The organism is Polyangium sp. 6x1, assembly GCF_029946515.1.
GTDB lineage: Bacteria > Myxococcota_A > Polyangia > Polyangiales > Polyangiaceae > Polyangium.
Genome location: NZ_JARZHH010000057.1, coordinates 1 through 14,807, shown reverse-complemented (window position 1 = coordinate 14,807; position 14,807 = coordinate 1). Strand labels below are relative to the sequence as shown.

Genomic DNA, 14,807 nt, shown 5'->3' with positions numbered 1-14,807 from the left:
CTAGTTCCTCAGAAGATCGGCGTCGTCCGAGCGCACCGTGCTGCGGAGCCGGAAGAACGCGAGGACGATGGCCAAGCCGACGGCGGCCTCCGCCGCGGCGATGGCGATGATGAAGAAGGTGAAGATCTGCCCGGCGTGGCCCCCCACGTGCTGGCGATTGAAGGCGACCAGCGTGAGGTTCACGGCGTTCAACATCAGCTCGATGCTCATCAGGAGCACGAGCAGGTTGCGTCGGATCAAGAAGCCCACCGCGCCCGTCATGAAGAGCGCGGCGGCCACGATCACGAAGTACTCGAGCGGGACGGTCACGACCTCGCCTCCTTGGTCTGGCCTGTGGTGGGTGCAGGCGCTGCGCTCGGCTTCGCGTCCGCGGCGGGCAGCAGCGTGGGATCCACCTGCTTGCCGCGCGCGACCGCGACCGCGCCGATGACGGCCACGAGGAGCAGCGCGCCCGAGAGCTCGAACGGCACGAGCGCCGTCGAGAAGAGCTCATGCCCGATCGACTCGATCGTGCCGAACTGCGGCGGCACGGCCGGCAGCGCCGTCGGCGTCCCCGACTGCGTGCGCATCACGAGCACCATCGCGCCGAGCCCGCTCACGAGCAGCGCGGCTGCGCCCACGTAGCGCGCCACCGCGCCCCGCGCGTCGCGCTTCGACTGCGCCGACGGGCCGAGGAGCATGATCACGAACAGGAAAAGGATCACGACCGCGCCCGCGTACACGAGCAGCTGGATCGCCGCGAGGAACTCGGCGGCCAGCATCAGGTAGAGACCCGCGATCCCGATGATCGTCGAGAGGAGGCCCATCGCCCCGCGGATCGGGTTCTTCGCGCCCACGGTCACGAACCCGCCGAGCAGCGCGATGACCGAACAGAGGCCGAAGTAAGCCAGTTCGACTTTGTTCACAGCGCGAGCCTCCCCGTCCCGGACTTGCCCTTCGTGCGCACGTGCTCCTCGAACTCCTTGCGGTACTTGCGCAGGAAGCCGAGCGCGGGCATCGCCGTGCCCTCGCCGAACGCGCAGATCGTGTTGCCCATGATGTTGTCGGCGATCTCGTGGAGCCGATCGAGCTCCTCCATCGTGGCCTCGCCTTGCACCATCCGATCGAGGATGCGGAAGAGCCACGCGCTGCCCTCGCGGCACGGCGTGCACTGGCCGCAGGACTCGTGGCGGTAGAACCGCATCAGGTTGTGCATCGCGAGCACGATGTCCGTGTTCTTGTTCAGCACGATCGCGCAGCACGTGCCGAGCATCGTCCCGAGCGCGCGGTACGTCTCCACGCCCATCGGCACGTCGAGCACGTTCTTTCCGTGCCAGCGGTGCAGCGGCGACTTCGCGTCCGGCGCGTTCACGACCTCGTCGGGCCGCAGGATCGGACAGGACGAACCGCCGGGGATCACGCCGAGCAGCTCGCCGCCCTTCACGCCGCCGCCGAGGTCGTAGATGAGCTCGCGCAGCGTCAGGCCCACGCACGCCTCGAAGACGCCAGGCGTGTTCACGTGGCCCGAGACGCCGTAGAGGCGACAGCCGCCGTCCTTCTGATCGTGCAGGTCCGAGAGCTTGGAGAAGGCGTCGCCGCCCATCGCCAGCGCGACCGGCACCGCCGCGATCGTCTCGAGGTTGTTCACCGTCGTCGGCATGCCGAACGCGCCGGACTGCGCGGGGAACGGAGGCTTCAGCCGCGGCTCGCCGCGCTTGCCTTCGAGCGAGTTCAAGAGGCTCGTCTCTTCACCGCAGATGTACGCGCCGGCGCCCGTGTGCACGTAGACCTCGACGGGGTAGTCGATCCCGAAGGGCTTCGCGCCGAGGTAGCCCTTGGCACGCGCCTCCTTGATCGCGCCCCAGAGGCGCGCCTTCGACAGGTGCAGCTCGTCGCGGACGTAGATGTACGCCGCGTGCGCGCCGATGCCGAAACAGCCGATGATGCAGCCCTCCACCACGGCGTGGGGATCGAGCTCCATGATCGTCCGGTCCTTGAACGTCCCGGGCTCGCCCTCGTCGGCGTTGATGACGAGGTAGTGCGGCTTCTCCGGCTTCGGCGGCCACGGCATGAAGCTCCACTTCACGCCCATCGGGAAGCCCGCGCCGCCGCGCCCGCGGATGTTCGCGGCCTTCATCTCGTCGACGAGGGCCTCCCGGGGCATCGAGAGCGCGCGCTTGGCCTGTTGATAGCCCCCGTCACGCTCGTACACGGGGAGCGTCCACCCCTCGGGGACGCCATACCGCTTCGTCAGATACGTCGTTTGTCGCAGCATGGGGTCACTTGATGAGGCGGTCGAGGATCCGATCGACCTCGGCCGTGGTGAGGTTCTCGTAGTAGTCCTTGTCGACCTGGATCATCGGCGCAGTGCCGCACGAGGCGAGACACTCCGCCGTCCGCAAGGTCACCTTCCCGTCCTTCGTCGTCTGCCCGACGTGGATACCGAGGCGCTTCTCGCAGTGGTGGAGGATGTCGTCCGCGCCGCGGAGCGCGCAGCTCAAGGTCCGGCAGACCCAGACCTGGTGCTTGCCCACGGGCTCCTTGTTGAAGAGCGTGTAGAACGTCACCACGCCCTTCACGTGCGCGGCCGACAGGTCGAGCCGAGCCGCCACCCACTCGACGACTTCGTCGGAGATCCAGCCATTCTGCTCCTGGCAGAGATGGAGGACGGGGATACAGGCCGCCTGGCGGTTCGGGTAACGCGAGAGGATTTCTTCGACGTGCTTCTCGCGGTCGGGAGACAGTGCGAACTTCGTCATGTTCGTTCGCCAGCAGGGCTAGGGGTGGATCGAGGCGGCGGCAAGCGAGCACGTGTCCTCGTGCTCGACTTCGAGCCTCTCCGTCTGGCCACGAGCCAGACTGAAGAAGGAGCGAGCCGCCCGAAGGGTTTTGCCCGCGTTTCGCTCGGGCCCCTTCTGCAGGCGCGCGCACGCTAGTGAGCGACCCCCGGTTGTGTCAAGGCGCGCCGTTCGCCATGCCGAATCTTTCTCTTTTTCTCGGCCGTCACGATGCGCCCGCGCACACCCCGCAAGAACTGCGTTTCATGCGGCCAGAGGCTCCGCAGGGCACGCGCGGGTTTGCTCGCTCGCAGAGCCCGACCCCGCCGGCCGATCGATCTCCGACGACCCCTTGCGTTGTGCTTGAGAATTGACGCGGACCTCCACTACGCTGCCGGCCGCCTCGCGCCCTTCGCAGATGATCGAATGACGCGCGGCGCCTCGGGAGGTGGTTCGTGTTCTGTCCGAATTGTGGGACACAAAACTCGGAGTCGGCGACGACGTGCACGAAGTGCGGCTTCAACATCAAAGGAGCAGCCGCGCCGAAGTTCAAGGGGACGATGCTGATGAGCCAGCAGCCCCCGACGCCGCCCGCGGGGGCCATGCCGCCGCCGGCGCCGCCGCCGATGGCGCCGCTGCCAGCCGCAGCGCCACCGCCGCCGCCGGGACTGCCGCCCGTCGGTCCGACGCTGGGCGATCAGGGCCTCGCGGGCACGGTGATCGGCGTTCCGCCTGCGGGCCTCGGCCCGACGGCAGCCCCGCCGCCGGCCGCGCCTCCGCCCCCGCCGGGATACCCGGCCGGCGGATTCGAGCCGCAGGGCGGCCTCGGGAGCACGATCGCGATCGATCAGATCCCGAACTTCACGCCTCCCTCGCCAAACCCGCCCGGCGTGCCCCCGGGCCCGCCCTCGCCCGGCGCGTTCCCGCCCCCCGCGGGACCGCCCCCCGGCGGCGGCTTCGGCGCGCCTCCGCCCGGCGGACCCATGGGCGGCCCGCCTCCCGGCGGCTACGGCGCTCCTCCGCCTCCCGCGGGCGGATACGGCGCTCCTCCGCCTCCCGCGGGCGGTTACGGCGCGCCTCCGCCTCCCGCGGGCGGATACGGCGCTCCTCCGCCTCCCGCGGGCGGATACGGCGCTCCTCCGCCTGCCGGCGCCTACGGCCCGCCGCCCGGGGATCCGAGCGCGATGGGCGCTCCCGGCGGCTACGGCGCGCCTCCTGGCGGCGCGTACGGCGCGCCTCCCGCGGGCGCCATGGTGGCCCCCGGCCAGTACCCCGGCGGCGCGATGGGCGCTCCGATGGGCATGGGCGGCGGCGCCATGATGGGCGCGCAGGGCGGCGGCATGGGCGGCATGCGCGGAACGACGCGCAACCCGATGACCGCGCTGCTCGGCACGCTCTTCTGCTGCGGCATGTACCACCTCTTCGGCGGCTACGGCATGCTGAACGAGCTCAAGGCCTACACGAAGGACGAGTCGCTCCAGACGTGGCACCTCTTCGTCCCGATCCTGAACCTGCTCATGATCCTGAAGCTGCCGGAGCTCGTGACGCGAGCGAAGCAGATGGCCGGATCGCGCAACCCGCAGGCGCAGGGCCTCGTGATGTATCTCCTGCTCTTCCCCTACGCGCTGGCGAAGGACCTGAACCAGGTCTGGGATCCGAACGCGGCGGATTGATCGTGCAAGACGAACCGGGGCGACGCGCGGACGAACCCGTCGTCGCCCCGGCCCCCGTTCACGCCCCGTACCCCTCCCCCATCGCTCGCCGCGCCGCGCCGCGCCCGCAAGGCTCGGTGCTCGGCCGCGCCGCGCGCCTCGCCGTCGTCGGTGCGGTTTTCGCCGTCGCGGTCGCCGTGCGTTTCCCGCTCTGCCCGTTCGCGCTCATCACGCGACAGCCCTGCCCCGGCTGCGGCCTCACGCGCGCCGCCCTCGCCCTCGCCACCGGCGATCTCCGCGAGGCCGTCCACTTCCACCCGCTCGTGATCCCGATCGTCCCCGTGGTCGCGCTCGTCGTGCTGCAAGGAAGCTACAACTACGTGCGCCACGGCCGCTGGTACACGTTCGCGTTCCAGCAGTCGCGCCTCGTCACCCTCGGCTCGATCGTCCTCGCCGTCGCCATGATCGCGGTCTGGTTCGCGCGCTTCTTCGGCGCGTTCGGCGGCCCGGTCGCCGTCTAGCCGGGCCGCATTCGTTGCACCACCAAGGATCTCTCGCGCCTCAGATCGCCCCGCGCGGCGCCGGCCTGCGCGGGCCTCGACGCAGGTGCGGCTCCGCCCTGGACACGTCCTCCGCGGGACGCGTCTTCACTCCGCGCGCGTCGTCCGCGCCCGCGAGCAGCCGGTTGTACGAGCGCTCGATCTCCTCGCCGAGCACGTCGAGCTCCTCGTCCGTGAGGCTGCGCTTGAGCTTCGGGAACACCACGTCCTCCTCGACGTCCGCGTGCTTCTCGAAGCGCTCGCGCAGCGCCGCGATCATGGCCGCGAACTGCGGCGCGCTACGCGGCGTCGTGAGCGCCATACGCGCGGCGTCCAGGATCCGCGTGTGCTCTTCGCGCGCCTCGCGCACCTTCGTGTCGTCGCCGAGCCTGCTCGCGCACGCGATGTAGACGTACGCCTCCTCGACGCGGACGTGCGCCTCGACGGCGCGGAGCGCGGCGTAAAACGCCTCTTCGCTCCCCACGCCGACCGGCGACGCCTCCGCGAGCCGCGACAGCAGCGCGCAGACGTCGCGGTGCTGTTGCTCCAACAGATCGAGTGCATCCATGAGCCCTCTCCTCCAAGCCTGTCGCTACGGCGGCGCTCTTCCGCGTCAACGCCCGCGGGCGGAACCGTGAGCGAAAGCCGCGCAGCGCGGCCGACTATGGCAAGGAGCGGGCCCACGGCGGGCGGGCACGGCGTGCTCGATGCCGCGCCGCCCCCCCCACGCATGGCGGGGGATCTCCTACCCTGCGAGCGCCGCGGCCGCCCCGGCGACCTTCGCGCGCGGGCGCCGCATCTCGGACAGCGCGCGCCGCATCTCCGCCGCGCCCGAGAACCGCGCGTCCGGGTGCTTCGCCAGCGCGCGCGACAGGAGCACGTCGAGCGCGCGCGGCACATTGCGGTTCTCCGCGCGCAGCGGCACCGGCGCCTTGCGCACCGTCGCCACCGCCACGTCGAGATCCCCTTCCCCTCGGAAGGGCAGCTTCCCCGACACGGCGTAGTAGAGCAGCAGCGCCGTCGCGAACAGATCGCTCTGCGCCGTGATCGCGCGGCCCCGCGTCACTTGCTCCGGCGACATGAACCGGATCGTCCCCACGAGCGCGCCGCGGCTGTCCGACGTCACCCCGTCGCCCGTGTCCACACCTGGCTCGTGGGCGAAGCCGAAGTCGAGCAGGAGCACCCGCGTCTCGCCGGTGGGCTCCTCGGTGAGCAGGACGTTCTCCGGCGTGAGATCCCGGTGCACGATCCCCGCCGCGTGCACGGCTTCGAGCCCGGCGAGGATCCGGTCCGTGATCTCGAGCGCGCGCCCGATCGAGAGCGGCCCGTCCTCACGCACGACGGCGCCGAGCGTCCGGCCTCGGTAAAGCTCCATCAGGTAGTACGGCCGCCCGTCGCTCATGTGCCCGTGGCCGAGCACCGGCGCCACGTTCGGGTGAACGACCCGACGCGTGAAGGAGATCTCCCGCTCGAAGCGTGCGAGGGCCCCCTCGTCGTTCGCGAAGCAGAGCCGCAACGTCTTCAGCGCCACGCGCCGGCCCGTCGAGATCTCGCGCGCCGCGTAGACGAGCCCCATCCCGCCTTCGGCCACGACACCCTCGAGCAGCAAGCCCGGCACGTACGGCGCTCCCTGATCCCCCTGAGGGCCGGGGAACGGAGCGTCGGGCATCGGGAGGAGGTCCCGGGACAATCCTGCGGTGGAGTTCGGAGACGTCATGATCGGGGCAGCAGGTCATTTCTGCACGCTCCCCGTCAGGAATCACCCGAAAAGTGCATCCGCACCTTGCCCTTCTCGAATCAGGACCGTCCTCAACGTTCCCCTGCGCAAGATGGACGGTCAGCGCACGTCCCCGCTACAGATGAGCAGGTCCCCGCGGACCCGCCGAGCCGGATCGCTTGCTTTTTCTCGCGGCCTCTTCCGGCGCGATCAGGAGGGCAGGAGCGACTTCAGGCGCGCGACGAACGTGAGCGCGTCGAGCGGCGTCAAACGCTCGACCTCCACGGCGCGCAGCGTTTCGAGGACGGGCGCGGCCGCATCCGTGTCGGGTTTCGCCTTCGCGAACAGATCGAGCTGCACCGAGCCCTGCCGGGTGCGTCCGCGCATCGTCGCGTGTTTGCCCGAAGGCAGCGGCGCGCCCGCTTCGAGCGTCGCGAGGATCGCCTTGGCGCGCGCGAGCACCGGCTCGGGCACGCCCGCGAGCCGGGCGACCGCGACGCCGTAGCTGCGGCTCGCCGGCCCTCGCACGAGCTTGTGCAGGAAGACCACGTCGCCGCCGTGCTCGCGCGCCGAGACAGACCAGTTCGCCACGCCGGGCCCGTGCTGCGCGAGCTCCGTCAGCTCGTGGTAGTGCGTGGCGAACATCGCGCGGCAGCCGACCGCGTCGTAGAGGTGCTCGGCCACGGCCCACGCGATCGCGAGCCCGTCGTACGTGCTCGTGCCGCGCCCGATCTCGTCGAGGATGACCAGCGATCGCCGCGTCGCGTCGCGCAGGATGGTCGCCGTCTCGCGCATCTCGACCATGAACGTGCTCTCGCCGCGCGCCACGTTGTCGCTCGCGCCGACGCGCGAGAGCACCCGATCCACGACGCCGATCCGCGCCGCCTGCGCAGGAACGAAACTCCCAGCCTGCGCGAGGATCGTGATGAGCGCGACCTGGCGCATCAGCGTCGACTTGCCTGCCATGTTCGGGCCCGTGAGCAGCCACAGCCGATCGCCGCCGAGGTCGAGCGTCGTGTCGTTCGGCACGAAGCGACCCGCCGCGGCGAGGCGCTCCACGACCGGATGCCGCCCGCCCTCGATCACGAGCGCCTCGCCCGTGTCGACCGCGGGCCGCACGTAGTCCTGCCGATGCGCCACGTCCGCGAGCGCCGCCGCCACATCCCACGACGCGAGCGTCCGCGCGAGCCTCCGGATCCGCTCCGCGTTCTCCGCCACGAGGCGCACGAGCCCCTCGAAGATGTCCGTCTCCCGCGCGAGCGCGCGCGACTCGGCGTTCTCCAGTCCATCCGCCAGTTCGTCGAGACGATCACTCGTGAAACGCTCGCCGCCGGCCACCGTCTGCTTGCGCCGGAAGTCGGGCGGCACCTTGCCGAGGTGCGTCTTCGTCACCTCGATGTACCAGCCGAACACCCGCGTGAAGCGGATGCGCAACGACCCCGCGCCCGTCTTCTCGCGCAGCTCCGCTTCGAGCTTCGTCATCTCCTCGGCGCCGCCGCGCGCGAGCCTGCGTTGCGTGCCGAGGTCCGCGTCGTACTCCTCCCGGACGAACCCGCCCTCGCGCGCGAGCGCCGGCGGCCTGTCGACGAGCGCCGCCGCGAGCTTCGCCGCGAGCTCGGGCAGCGTGTCCACCTCCGCGCCGAAGAGCTCACGCACCTCGTCCTTCGAACGTTGGGGGCTCCGCTCGGACAAGCCGAGCTCTGCCCCCAAACCCCCGGCCGTATCCAGGATCGACCGCGTCGCCGCCACCGCCGCCGGCGCCGCGAGCAGCCCATCCCGCAGCGCGCCGAGATCCTTCGGCGTCGCCTCGCGCAGCACCGCTCGCACGCTCAGCCGCTCGAGGTCCCCGACCCGCGCGAGCGCCTCCCGCAGCTCCCCGCGCGCCCGCGGGTTCTCCACGAACGCCTGCACCTCGTCGAGCCGCCGCCGGATCGACGCCACGTCGAGCAGCGGCGCGAGCAACCTCCGCCGCAGGAGCCGCGCCCCCGCCGGCGTCACCGTCGCGTCCACCGTCTCGAGCAGCGTCCCCTTCCGCGACCCGTCCGCGCCTCGCACGATCTCGAGGTGCACCTGCGCCGTCTCGTCGATCCGCATCGCCCCCGTCGGGTCGTACGGCGCGATCCTCCGCACGGGCAGCGGGGTGCCCGGCGTGCACTTGTGCGCGAACCGGAGCGCCCGCGCCGCCGCCCGCCGCCCGGACAGCGGCAACGTCGACGCCGCCTCCGCCGCGATCGGCTCCGCCACCGCCCCGTCGATCGTCGCCGCCACGTCTCCATCGTCGAGCGGCTCGTCGTCCCGCAGCACCGCGCGAGGCGCCGCCAGCGCGGCGCCCTTCTTCACATCCGGGTCGAGCCCTCCGCCGACGAGCACCTCCCGCGGATCACACCGGGCGAGCTCCGCGAGCAAGGACGCGAGATCGGGAATGGTCCCGGCCGAGAGCTCTCCGGTCGAAAGATCGAGCAGGGCAATCCCGCGCTCCGCATTGCCGGACTCGCTGTCCACGGCGACGAGGTAGTGGTTTGCCCGCGCGTCGAGCTGCTCCGTATCGGTCACGAGCCCCGGCGTGATCACCCGCACCACCTGCCGCGGCACGATCCCCTTCACCGTCGCGGGATCGGCCATCTGCTCGCAAATCGCCACCTTGTGGCCGAAGGCGAGCAGGCGGGAGACGTATCCGGCGGCCGCGTGATGGGGCACACCGGCCATCGGTTCCTCGTCGGGATTCCCCTTGTTCCGGCTCGTGAGGGTGATGTCGAGGAGGCGCGCCGCAATGACGGCGTCCTCCCGGAACATCTCGTAAAAATCCCCCATCCTGAAAAACAGGATCGCATCGGGATGGGCAGCTTTCGCCTCCTCGTACTGCCGCATCACCGGGGTGATCTTCTTGCCGTTGCTCCGCGCTTGCACGGCCCCCCCTTACCATGGTTTGCCCGGTGGGTCCGCTCCGTTTGTCCAGGGCGCCCCGGAAAAACCACGGACCTCTACACCCGTTCAGGATCCGCGGACGAACCCTGGGTCAATAATACTGTCGCGTGAGGCCGAGGCGGCGCGCCGAGACGAGGAGGAGGCCTTCGAGCGAGCCGTCGGTGATGGCGAGCTCGCCCGTGGAGGGGACGAACGTGATGGCCTGCGGCTGGATCTCGGTCGTGTTCGACGCGAGGTTCAGGGTGAGCGGGCGGAAGTTGCCCTGCACCGCGAACTGGAAGAACGTATCGCGCGGCGGGCCGTTGATCGCGCTCGAGTTTGGATCCGCGTCGAAATCGTTCCCCTGCGCCGGATCGTTGATGGCCAGGCGGAAGAAGGGATTGATGAACGCGAAGACGTCGCCGTCCTTCACCACCGTGTCGTTCGGAGCGGCGCGCACGCGGCCATTTTCCCGAGCGCGGGTCGGATCACACGAATTGCGGCAGGCGCCGAGCGGCGTCGCCCCCATGCTCTCCGGCGACGGGATGACGTGGTGCATGAAGCCCGACGATTCGCCGACGACCGACCATTGGCTGCCCACGCGAATGTTGAACCCGACGAGCGTGGGGAAGCAGCATTCGTAGAGCTCCGGCGGGACCGGCATCGTGTCGTTGGCGTCCGACGTCGCCGTGTTCGGGATCTGCACACGCGACGTGCCGAGCTCGAGGCGGTCCTGATAAGACTCCAAGATCCGGATGTCGCGCGTCAGCTGCGGGACCTCCGCCACGCCGAACGTCGATTTGCATTGCTGGTACGTGCAAACCCCTTGCGTCTCCTGGCTCGCCCAGTGAACGTCGTCTTCCTCCGGGATGCTCGAGACAATCTGCACGTAATCGGCGAGCGCCTTCGCGTTCGTCGCGGCCTTCGGATCCCCCTCGCTCGCGAGGATCTCCGCCCAGGCGCGCTCCCCGAGCACGCCCTGATCGCAGAAGCGGCTCGCCGCGTCGGAGAGCGACGGCGTCGGGCCGCCCGTCAGATCGAGCCGGCCGGCCTTCCCAGTGAAGCCCGGTAGCGACCCCTCGTAGGTGATCGTGAAGCCCTGGCTCGTGGTCTGGGCGCGCGGGTCCTCGAAATTCATCACGATCGTGTGCTCGAGCTCCCCGGCGTTCGTCGTGAGCCCCGTCTTTTGATCGATCACCGGAAGCGACGCGCCCACGGCGATCCTGAAATGCGCGGCCGGGATCGCCTCGCTCGCGTCCTTGGGCGCGGGCACCGTCGCGCGCATGACCGGCCCTCCAGGATCGAACGTCGATTGGAGCGTCCCGTCTTTGTTGTACAGCAACGGGAAACCCGCGAGGCCGGGCTGGTTCTGGCCCGTCTGATCGCTCGTCCGCACGTAGTTCGCGCTGCGCGGCGTGTGCGGCACGACGACGTTGCACGAGATCTCGCCCGAGCTCGCGAGGCCCTCTTCGTTTTCGAGATCCGCCGGCGCGCCGGGCGGCGGGCAGCCGTAGAGATACGTGTACATCGCCGGCGCGCGGCAAAGCGCGTCGTAATCGTCGATGTCGACGACCGCGATCTGCCCCGTGCCGAGCACCACGTACGCGAACGCCCCGCGCAAGGTGGTCGGCCCCGCGCCGGTCTCGTAGGTCCCGCTCGTCCGGTAGAGCGTCGCGGGATCACACGACGTCGACGTCGTCGTGCAGACCGTGAGATCCGGATCCGGGCTGCAACGGACGCCCTCCGGCGCCGCGCCCGTCGACGGGATCGGCAGCGGGTTGTCGTGCTCGATGATCACGAGGTCCTGCACCGGGACGCCGAACTCCACGCGATCGGGCGCCTGCCCAGGCGTCCACTCGGGGTGGGGCCGCGTGAGGGGCCTGCGCGACGTCGCGTCCTTTGCGATGTCGAAGACCATCACGCTGCCATCGAGATCATCGATCGCGTAGAGGAACTGATCGAGCGAGCCCGCGAGCGTCGGCGACGCGGCAAGCTGGCTCGTCGTCACGACCCGCTCGGGCTCGCGCAGCGACGTCGGCAGAAGCGACTCCCGCTCGATCGGCTCGCAAGGCGTCTTCATGTCGAGCACGTGGACGACCGGCGCGTCGAGATCGCCGACGAAGAGCCGCTTCTCCGCCGTCGTGATCCCCGCGGGGCGCGCGTCGAACGCCTGCGCGGGCGCAGGCTTGGGCACGGGAGGCGCGACGCACGCCGCCCCTGTCGGCGGCGGCGCGGACGGGCCCTGCACCGGCAGATCCACCTCGAGCGGCACCCAGCGATCGATGGGGCACTCTTTCCACGAGCCCGGCGCGTGCACGTACACGAGCTCGCCCGTCTCCGGGTCCTTCTTCGGCGTCCCGTCGGCCTCGCGCTCCACGTCGAAGAGCGTCTGCGCGTCGATCACGGCGAGCGCGCCGAGATCAGGGATCGTCACGACGAGCTTCGGCCGGCCAAAGCCCTCCTGCGTGAGGTCGACGAGGTAACCGCCAGCGCCGTCGGGCTCGGGCTCCCGCGGCTTCGAATACGTCGTGTCGTCGCAGCGCGCGCGGACCTCGTCCGCGTCGTTCGCCGGATCGTTGATGACGAGCATCTCGCCAGGCGCGCCGGGCAGCGCGCAGGCGGGCCAGCTCGACAGCGTCTTCGGCGCGCAGGTGGCGCAGACGCGGATGTCCTTCGCGGCGAGGGCAAAAATCCCCTCCCGGCCGGCCTCGGCGACCCCGACGAACGCCGCCGTGCTGCCGGCCGTGCTCACGATGTCGACAGGCTGCGCGCCAACAGGCAGGAAGTTCGCGCCGGGCACGCGCGGGTTCGAGTCGAGCACGGAGTCGACCTTCGTGTTCATGTCGACCACGGCCACCTCCCCGCGCGTCGTCTGCGTCACGAGCGCGTAGAGGTGCGGCTGGGTCGTGACCTCGCCCGACACGCCGTACTCGTTCGGCGTCGCGAACCGCGTGCCGCCGCATTTCTCGTAGGGCAGCGCCGGCGTCGTGCCGACGCCCGGAGCGCCGAGGCAGAGGAACGAGACGCGGCCCGAGCGCTCGAGGGCGCGCACCGCCGTCGGCACCGTCTGCGTCTGGCACCCGCCACCCGCGACGAGCGCGAGCGGCAAACCGAGCGTGGCGAGCGCGAGGCCGCCGAGGGTCGAATGAGAAAAACGCCGCTTCATTGTGACTCCTTGGGCGGCACCGGTTTGCCGAGCGTCATGTACATCTCCCCGAACGTCGCGTGATTCCGCATGTCGAGGTCCACGACGCCGACGTACGAATCCGTGAAATGGGCGACGTACATCGTCGAGTACCAGATGGGGTTGCCCTCTGCGTCGAGGACCAGGTTCCCCGCGTCGTCCCGCATCCGCTCCGTGTCGAAGGCGAGGGCGTGCGGACCACGGCCCGTCTTGATGATGCTGTCCACGCGCCGCGCAACCGGGTCGTACGAGAAGACGAAGCTGGAATCGTAGGCCACCGCGAAGACCCGCCAAGCGGGCTTGCCGTCCTTGCCGATCACCTGTCCCATCTTCACGCGCGACGAGCCGAACGCGAGCGGCACCGAGTCGTGGAACGAGACCTCCTCGAACGCACCCGTCACCTCCGGCCCGTTCGCCCCTTCCCGCTCCGTGAACTTCGTCGCGATCTGCCCGATCACGAGCGCCGCCGGCGCACGGTTCGCCATGTAAATCCCGAGCGGATGCTCTTCCACGCAGGCCCGCAAGCAGTCGTTCCGCACAGCCCCCGTCGGGCACGCATCCTCGCACGCGCGCCGCTCCGTCCCGTCGATCGCGACCCCACGCGAGTCCGCCGAGCTCGCCGTCGTCCCGATCCGCACCGAAGCCGCCCGCGTGACGAACGGCCGCGCCGGGCTCGACCCCGTATCGCCGTTGTACCGCAGGAGGTCGAACACCGGCGACGAGCGGTAACTCACGCCGAACGCAGGCGTGTAGTCGATCGGGTTCGTCTCCCGGTTCTCCTCGACGAACCGCGGGATCGGGACGCTCGCCACATCCGTCGGGCCCGGCGGCAAGGACGAGAGGTAATGCTCGAGCGCAGGCTCACTCGCCCAGCGGTTGACGATGAGGCTCGCCGTCTGCTCGGTCTGATGCACGACGACGATCGACTCGCCACGATCATCCACCGCGATGCCGAACGGCTCGACCGGCAACGTGAGCTCACGCTGGCTGTCCGAAGGATCACGGCCGACGAGGAAATCCCGCGAGCACCGCCCCCCCGCCGACGAAGCGCCGCAGTCGAGGCAGATCGCGCCGCCACAAGGCGACGAAGCAGGCAGCGGAGCGCCATCGCAAACGATCTCGCGGTCATCGGTGATGTTGAAGTACGTCACCGAAGGATCGCCGCGCACCGGCACGAAGAGGCGCGCACCGCGGCCATCCTTGCAAGGGTCCGGCTGGACCGCGATCACCGCATCCGTAGCGAACGCGCCGATCGTCGCAACCTTGCCATCCTGCAAGTACGGAGCAAGCGCGACCGGCCCGCAAGGCCCCGGGTAGAGCGTGGTGTTGTCGTTGCTCCCGACGCCCACCGTCTTGCAAGCCGCGGCCATCGGATCCGCAGTCGACGCAGAGCTCTGGGCCGCATCGAGGATCGCCTGCCGAAGCTTGTCCGTGTCCCCCCGAAGCTTCACGAGGTCGAGCGCGAGGACCGTGCCGCCGTTGTATTGCAGGTCAAAATCGGAGTTCGCCACGTAAAGCGCCGTTCGTCCCGGCGAAGCCACGAGGCCCGTCGGGTAGTAGAACGCATCGCGAGGCGGCGGCAAACCGTCAGCAACCGAGAAGCAACCTCCAAGGCCGACGAGGCCCGAGGCAGCGAGGACCAGCGCGGCAGACGCAAACCGCGCCCGGCGTGGCAAGAAGCCCGCAGCACTCGGGCGACGGAAGACAGGTTCGGGCGACATGGCGCGGCGCAGCCTAGTTTGCCGCCCCCTGCAGAGCAAGGCGCCCGGCCGCTGGACCGGCCATGTCCAGGACGGCGGGAGCTCATCGCGGAAGCGTCGCGCCGGGGTTTCACCCCGGACCCGACCAGGGGTTGTCCACCCCTGGACCCGGACCAGGGCCAGCCCTGGACCTCTGGGCATCGACTGCGCGAAGCGCAGTCGATGCGGGGAAAGTTTTTCAAGCTGTCCGCCCCCCTTTGCAGCGCCAGCCCTGGACCTCTGGGCATCGACTGCGCGAAGCGCAGTCGATGCGGGGAAAGTTTTTCAAGCTGTCCGCCCCCTCTCTGCAGGACCA

Annotated in this window: 11 protein-coding genes; 2 read left to right on the top strand and 9 right to left on the bottom strand. The window is 70.2% G+C overall.

What is annotated here, in order from left to right:
- From nuoK to nuoE, 4 genes are read right to left on the bottom strand one after another with little or no spacing between them, the layout of a single operon-like run.
- Entirely contained in the window at nucleotides 1–309 is a 309-nt protein-coding gene (gene nuoK / locus QHF85_RS36935) for an NADH-quinone oxidoreductase subunit NuoK (RefSeq protein ID WP_281332113.1), read from the bottom strand.
- Nucleotides 306–905 (bottom strand): NADH-quinone oxidoreductase subunit J, encoded by a 600-nt coding sequence (locus QHF85_RS36930; protein WP_281332112.1) that lies wholly within the window; start codon nucleotides 903–905, stop codon nucleotides 306–308. The genes nuoK and QHF85_RS36930 overlap by 4 nt, the downstream gene beginning before the upstream one ends.
- Entirely contained in the window at nucleotides 902–2,254 is a 1,353-nt protein-coding gene (gene nuoF, locus QHF85_RS36925) for an NADH-quinone oxidoreductase subunit NuoF (protein WP_281332111.1), read from the bottom strand. The genes QHF85_RS36930 and nuoF overlap by 4 nt, the downstream gene beginning before the upstream one ends.
- 4 nt (nucleotides 2,255–2,258) lie before the next feature.
- The gene (gene nuoE / locus QHF85_RS36920; RefSeq protein ID WP_281332110.1) at nucleotides 2,259–2,738 is read right to left on the bottom strand and encodes an NADH-quinone oxidoreductase subunit NuoE; all 480 of its coding nucleotides are present in this window, start codon (nucleotides 2,736–2,738) and stop codon (nucleotides 2,259–2,261) included.
- A 473-nt stretch (nucleotides 2,739–3,211) separates the two neighbouring features.
- Here nuoE and QHF85_RS36915 point away from each other — a divergent pair, with 473 nt between their 5' ends.
- Nucleotides 3,212–4,429: a zinc ribbon domain-containing protein gene (locus QHF85_RS36915; RefSeq protein WP_281332109.1), complete on the top strand. Its 1,218-nt coding sequence runs from the start codon at nucleotides 3,212–3,214 to the stop codon at nucleotides 4,427–4,429.
- Between the two features lie 2 nt (nucleotides 4,430–4,431).
- Nucleotides 4,432–4,929: a DUF2752 domain-containing protein gene (locus QHF85_RS36910; protein ID WP_281332108.1), complete on the top strand. Its 498-nt coding sequence runs from the start codon at nucleotides 4,432–4,434 to the stop codon at nucleotides 4,927–4,929.
- A 40-nt stretch (nucleotides 4,930–4,969) separates the two neighbouring features.
- Here the strand turns inward: QHF85_RS36910 and QHF85_RS36905 are convergent, their stop codons facing one another.
- The 5 genes from QHF85_RS36905 to QHF85_RS36885 all read right to left on the bottom strand — a co-directional run bounded on the left by QHF85_RS36905 (nucleotide 4,970) and on the right by QHF85_RS36885 (nucleotide 14,473).
- Nucleotides 4,970–5,515: a hemerythrin domain-containing protein gene (locus QHF85_RS36905; RefSeq protein WP_281332107.1), complete on the bottom strand. Its 546-nt coding sequence runs from the start codon at nucleotides 5,513–5,515 to the stop codon at nucleotides 4,970–4,972.
- A gap of 177 nt (nucleotides 5,516–5,692) precedes the next feature.
- Nucleotides 5,693–6,616: a serine/threonine-protein kinase gene (locus QHF85_RS36900; RefSeq protein ID WP_281332106.1), complete on the bottom strand. Its 924-nt coding sequence runs from the start codon at nucleotides 6,614–6,616 to the stop codon at nucleotides 5,693–5,695.
- 258 nt (nucleotides 6,617–6,874) lie between these two features.
- Nucleotides 6,875–9,571 (bottom strand): DNA mismatch repair protein MutS, encoded by a 2,697-nt coding sequence (gene mutS, locus QHF85_RS36895; RefSeq protein ID WP_281332105.1) that lies wholly within the window; start codon nucleotides 9,569–9,571, stop codon nucleotides 6,875–6,877.
- 109 nt (nucleotides 9,572–9,680) lie between these two features.
- Complete coding sequence (locus QHF85_RS36890) at nucleotides 9,681–12,734, bottom strand: hypothetical protein (protein WP_281332104.1); 3,054 nt, start codon at nucleotides 12,732–12,734, stop codon at nucleotides 9,681–9,683.
- A complete protein-coding gene (locus QHF85_RS36885; protein ID WP_281332103.1) occupies nucleotides 12,731–14,473 on the bottom strand; it encodes a hypothetical protein in 1,743 nt (580 codons plus the stop codon). Before QHF85_RS36885 ends, QHF85_RS36890 begins: the two co-directional genes overlap by 4 nt.
- Nucleotides 14,474–14,807 lie beyond the last annotated feature (334 nt).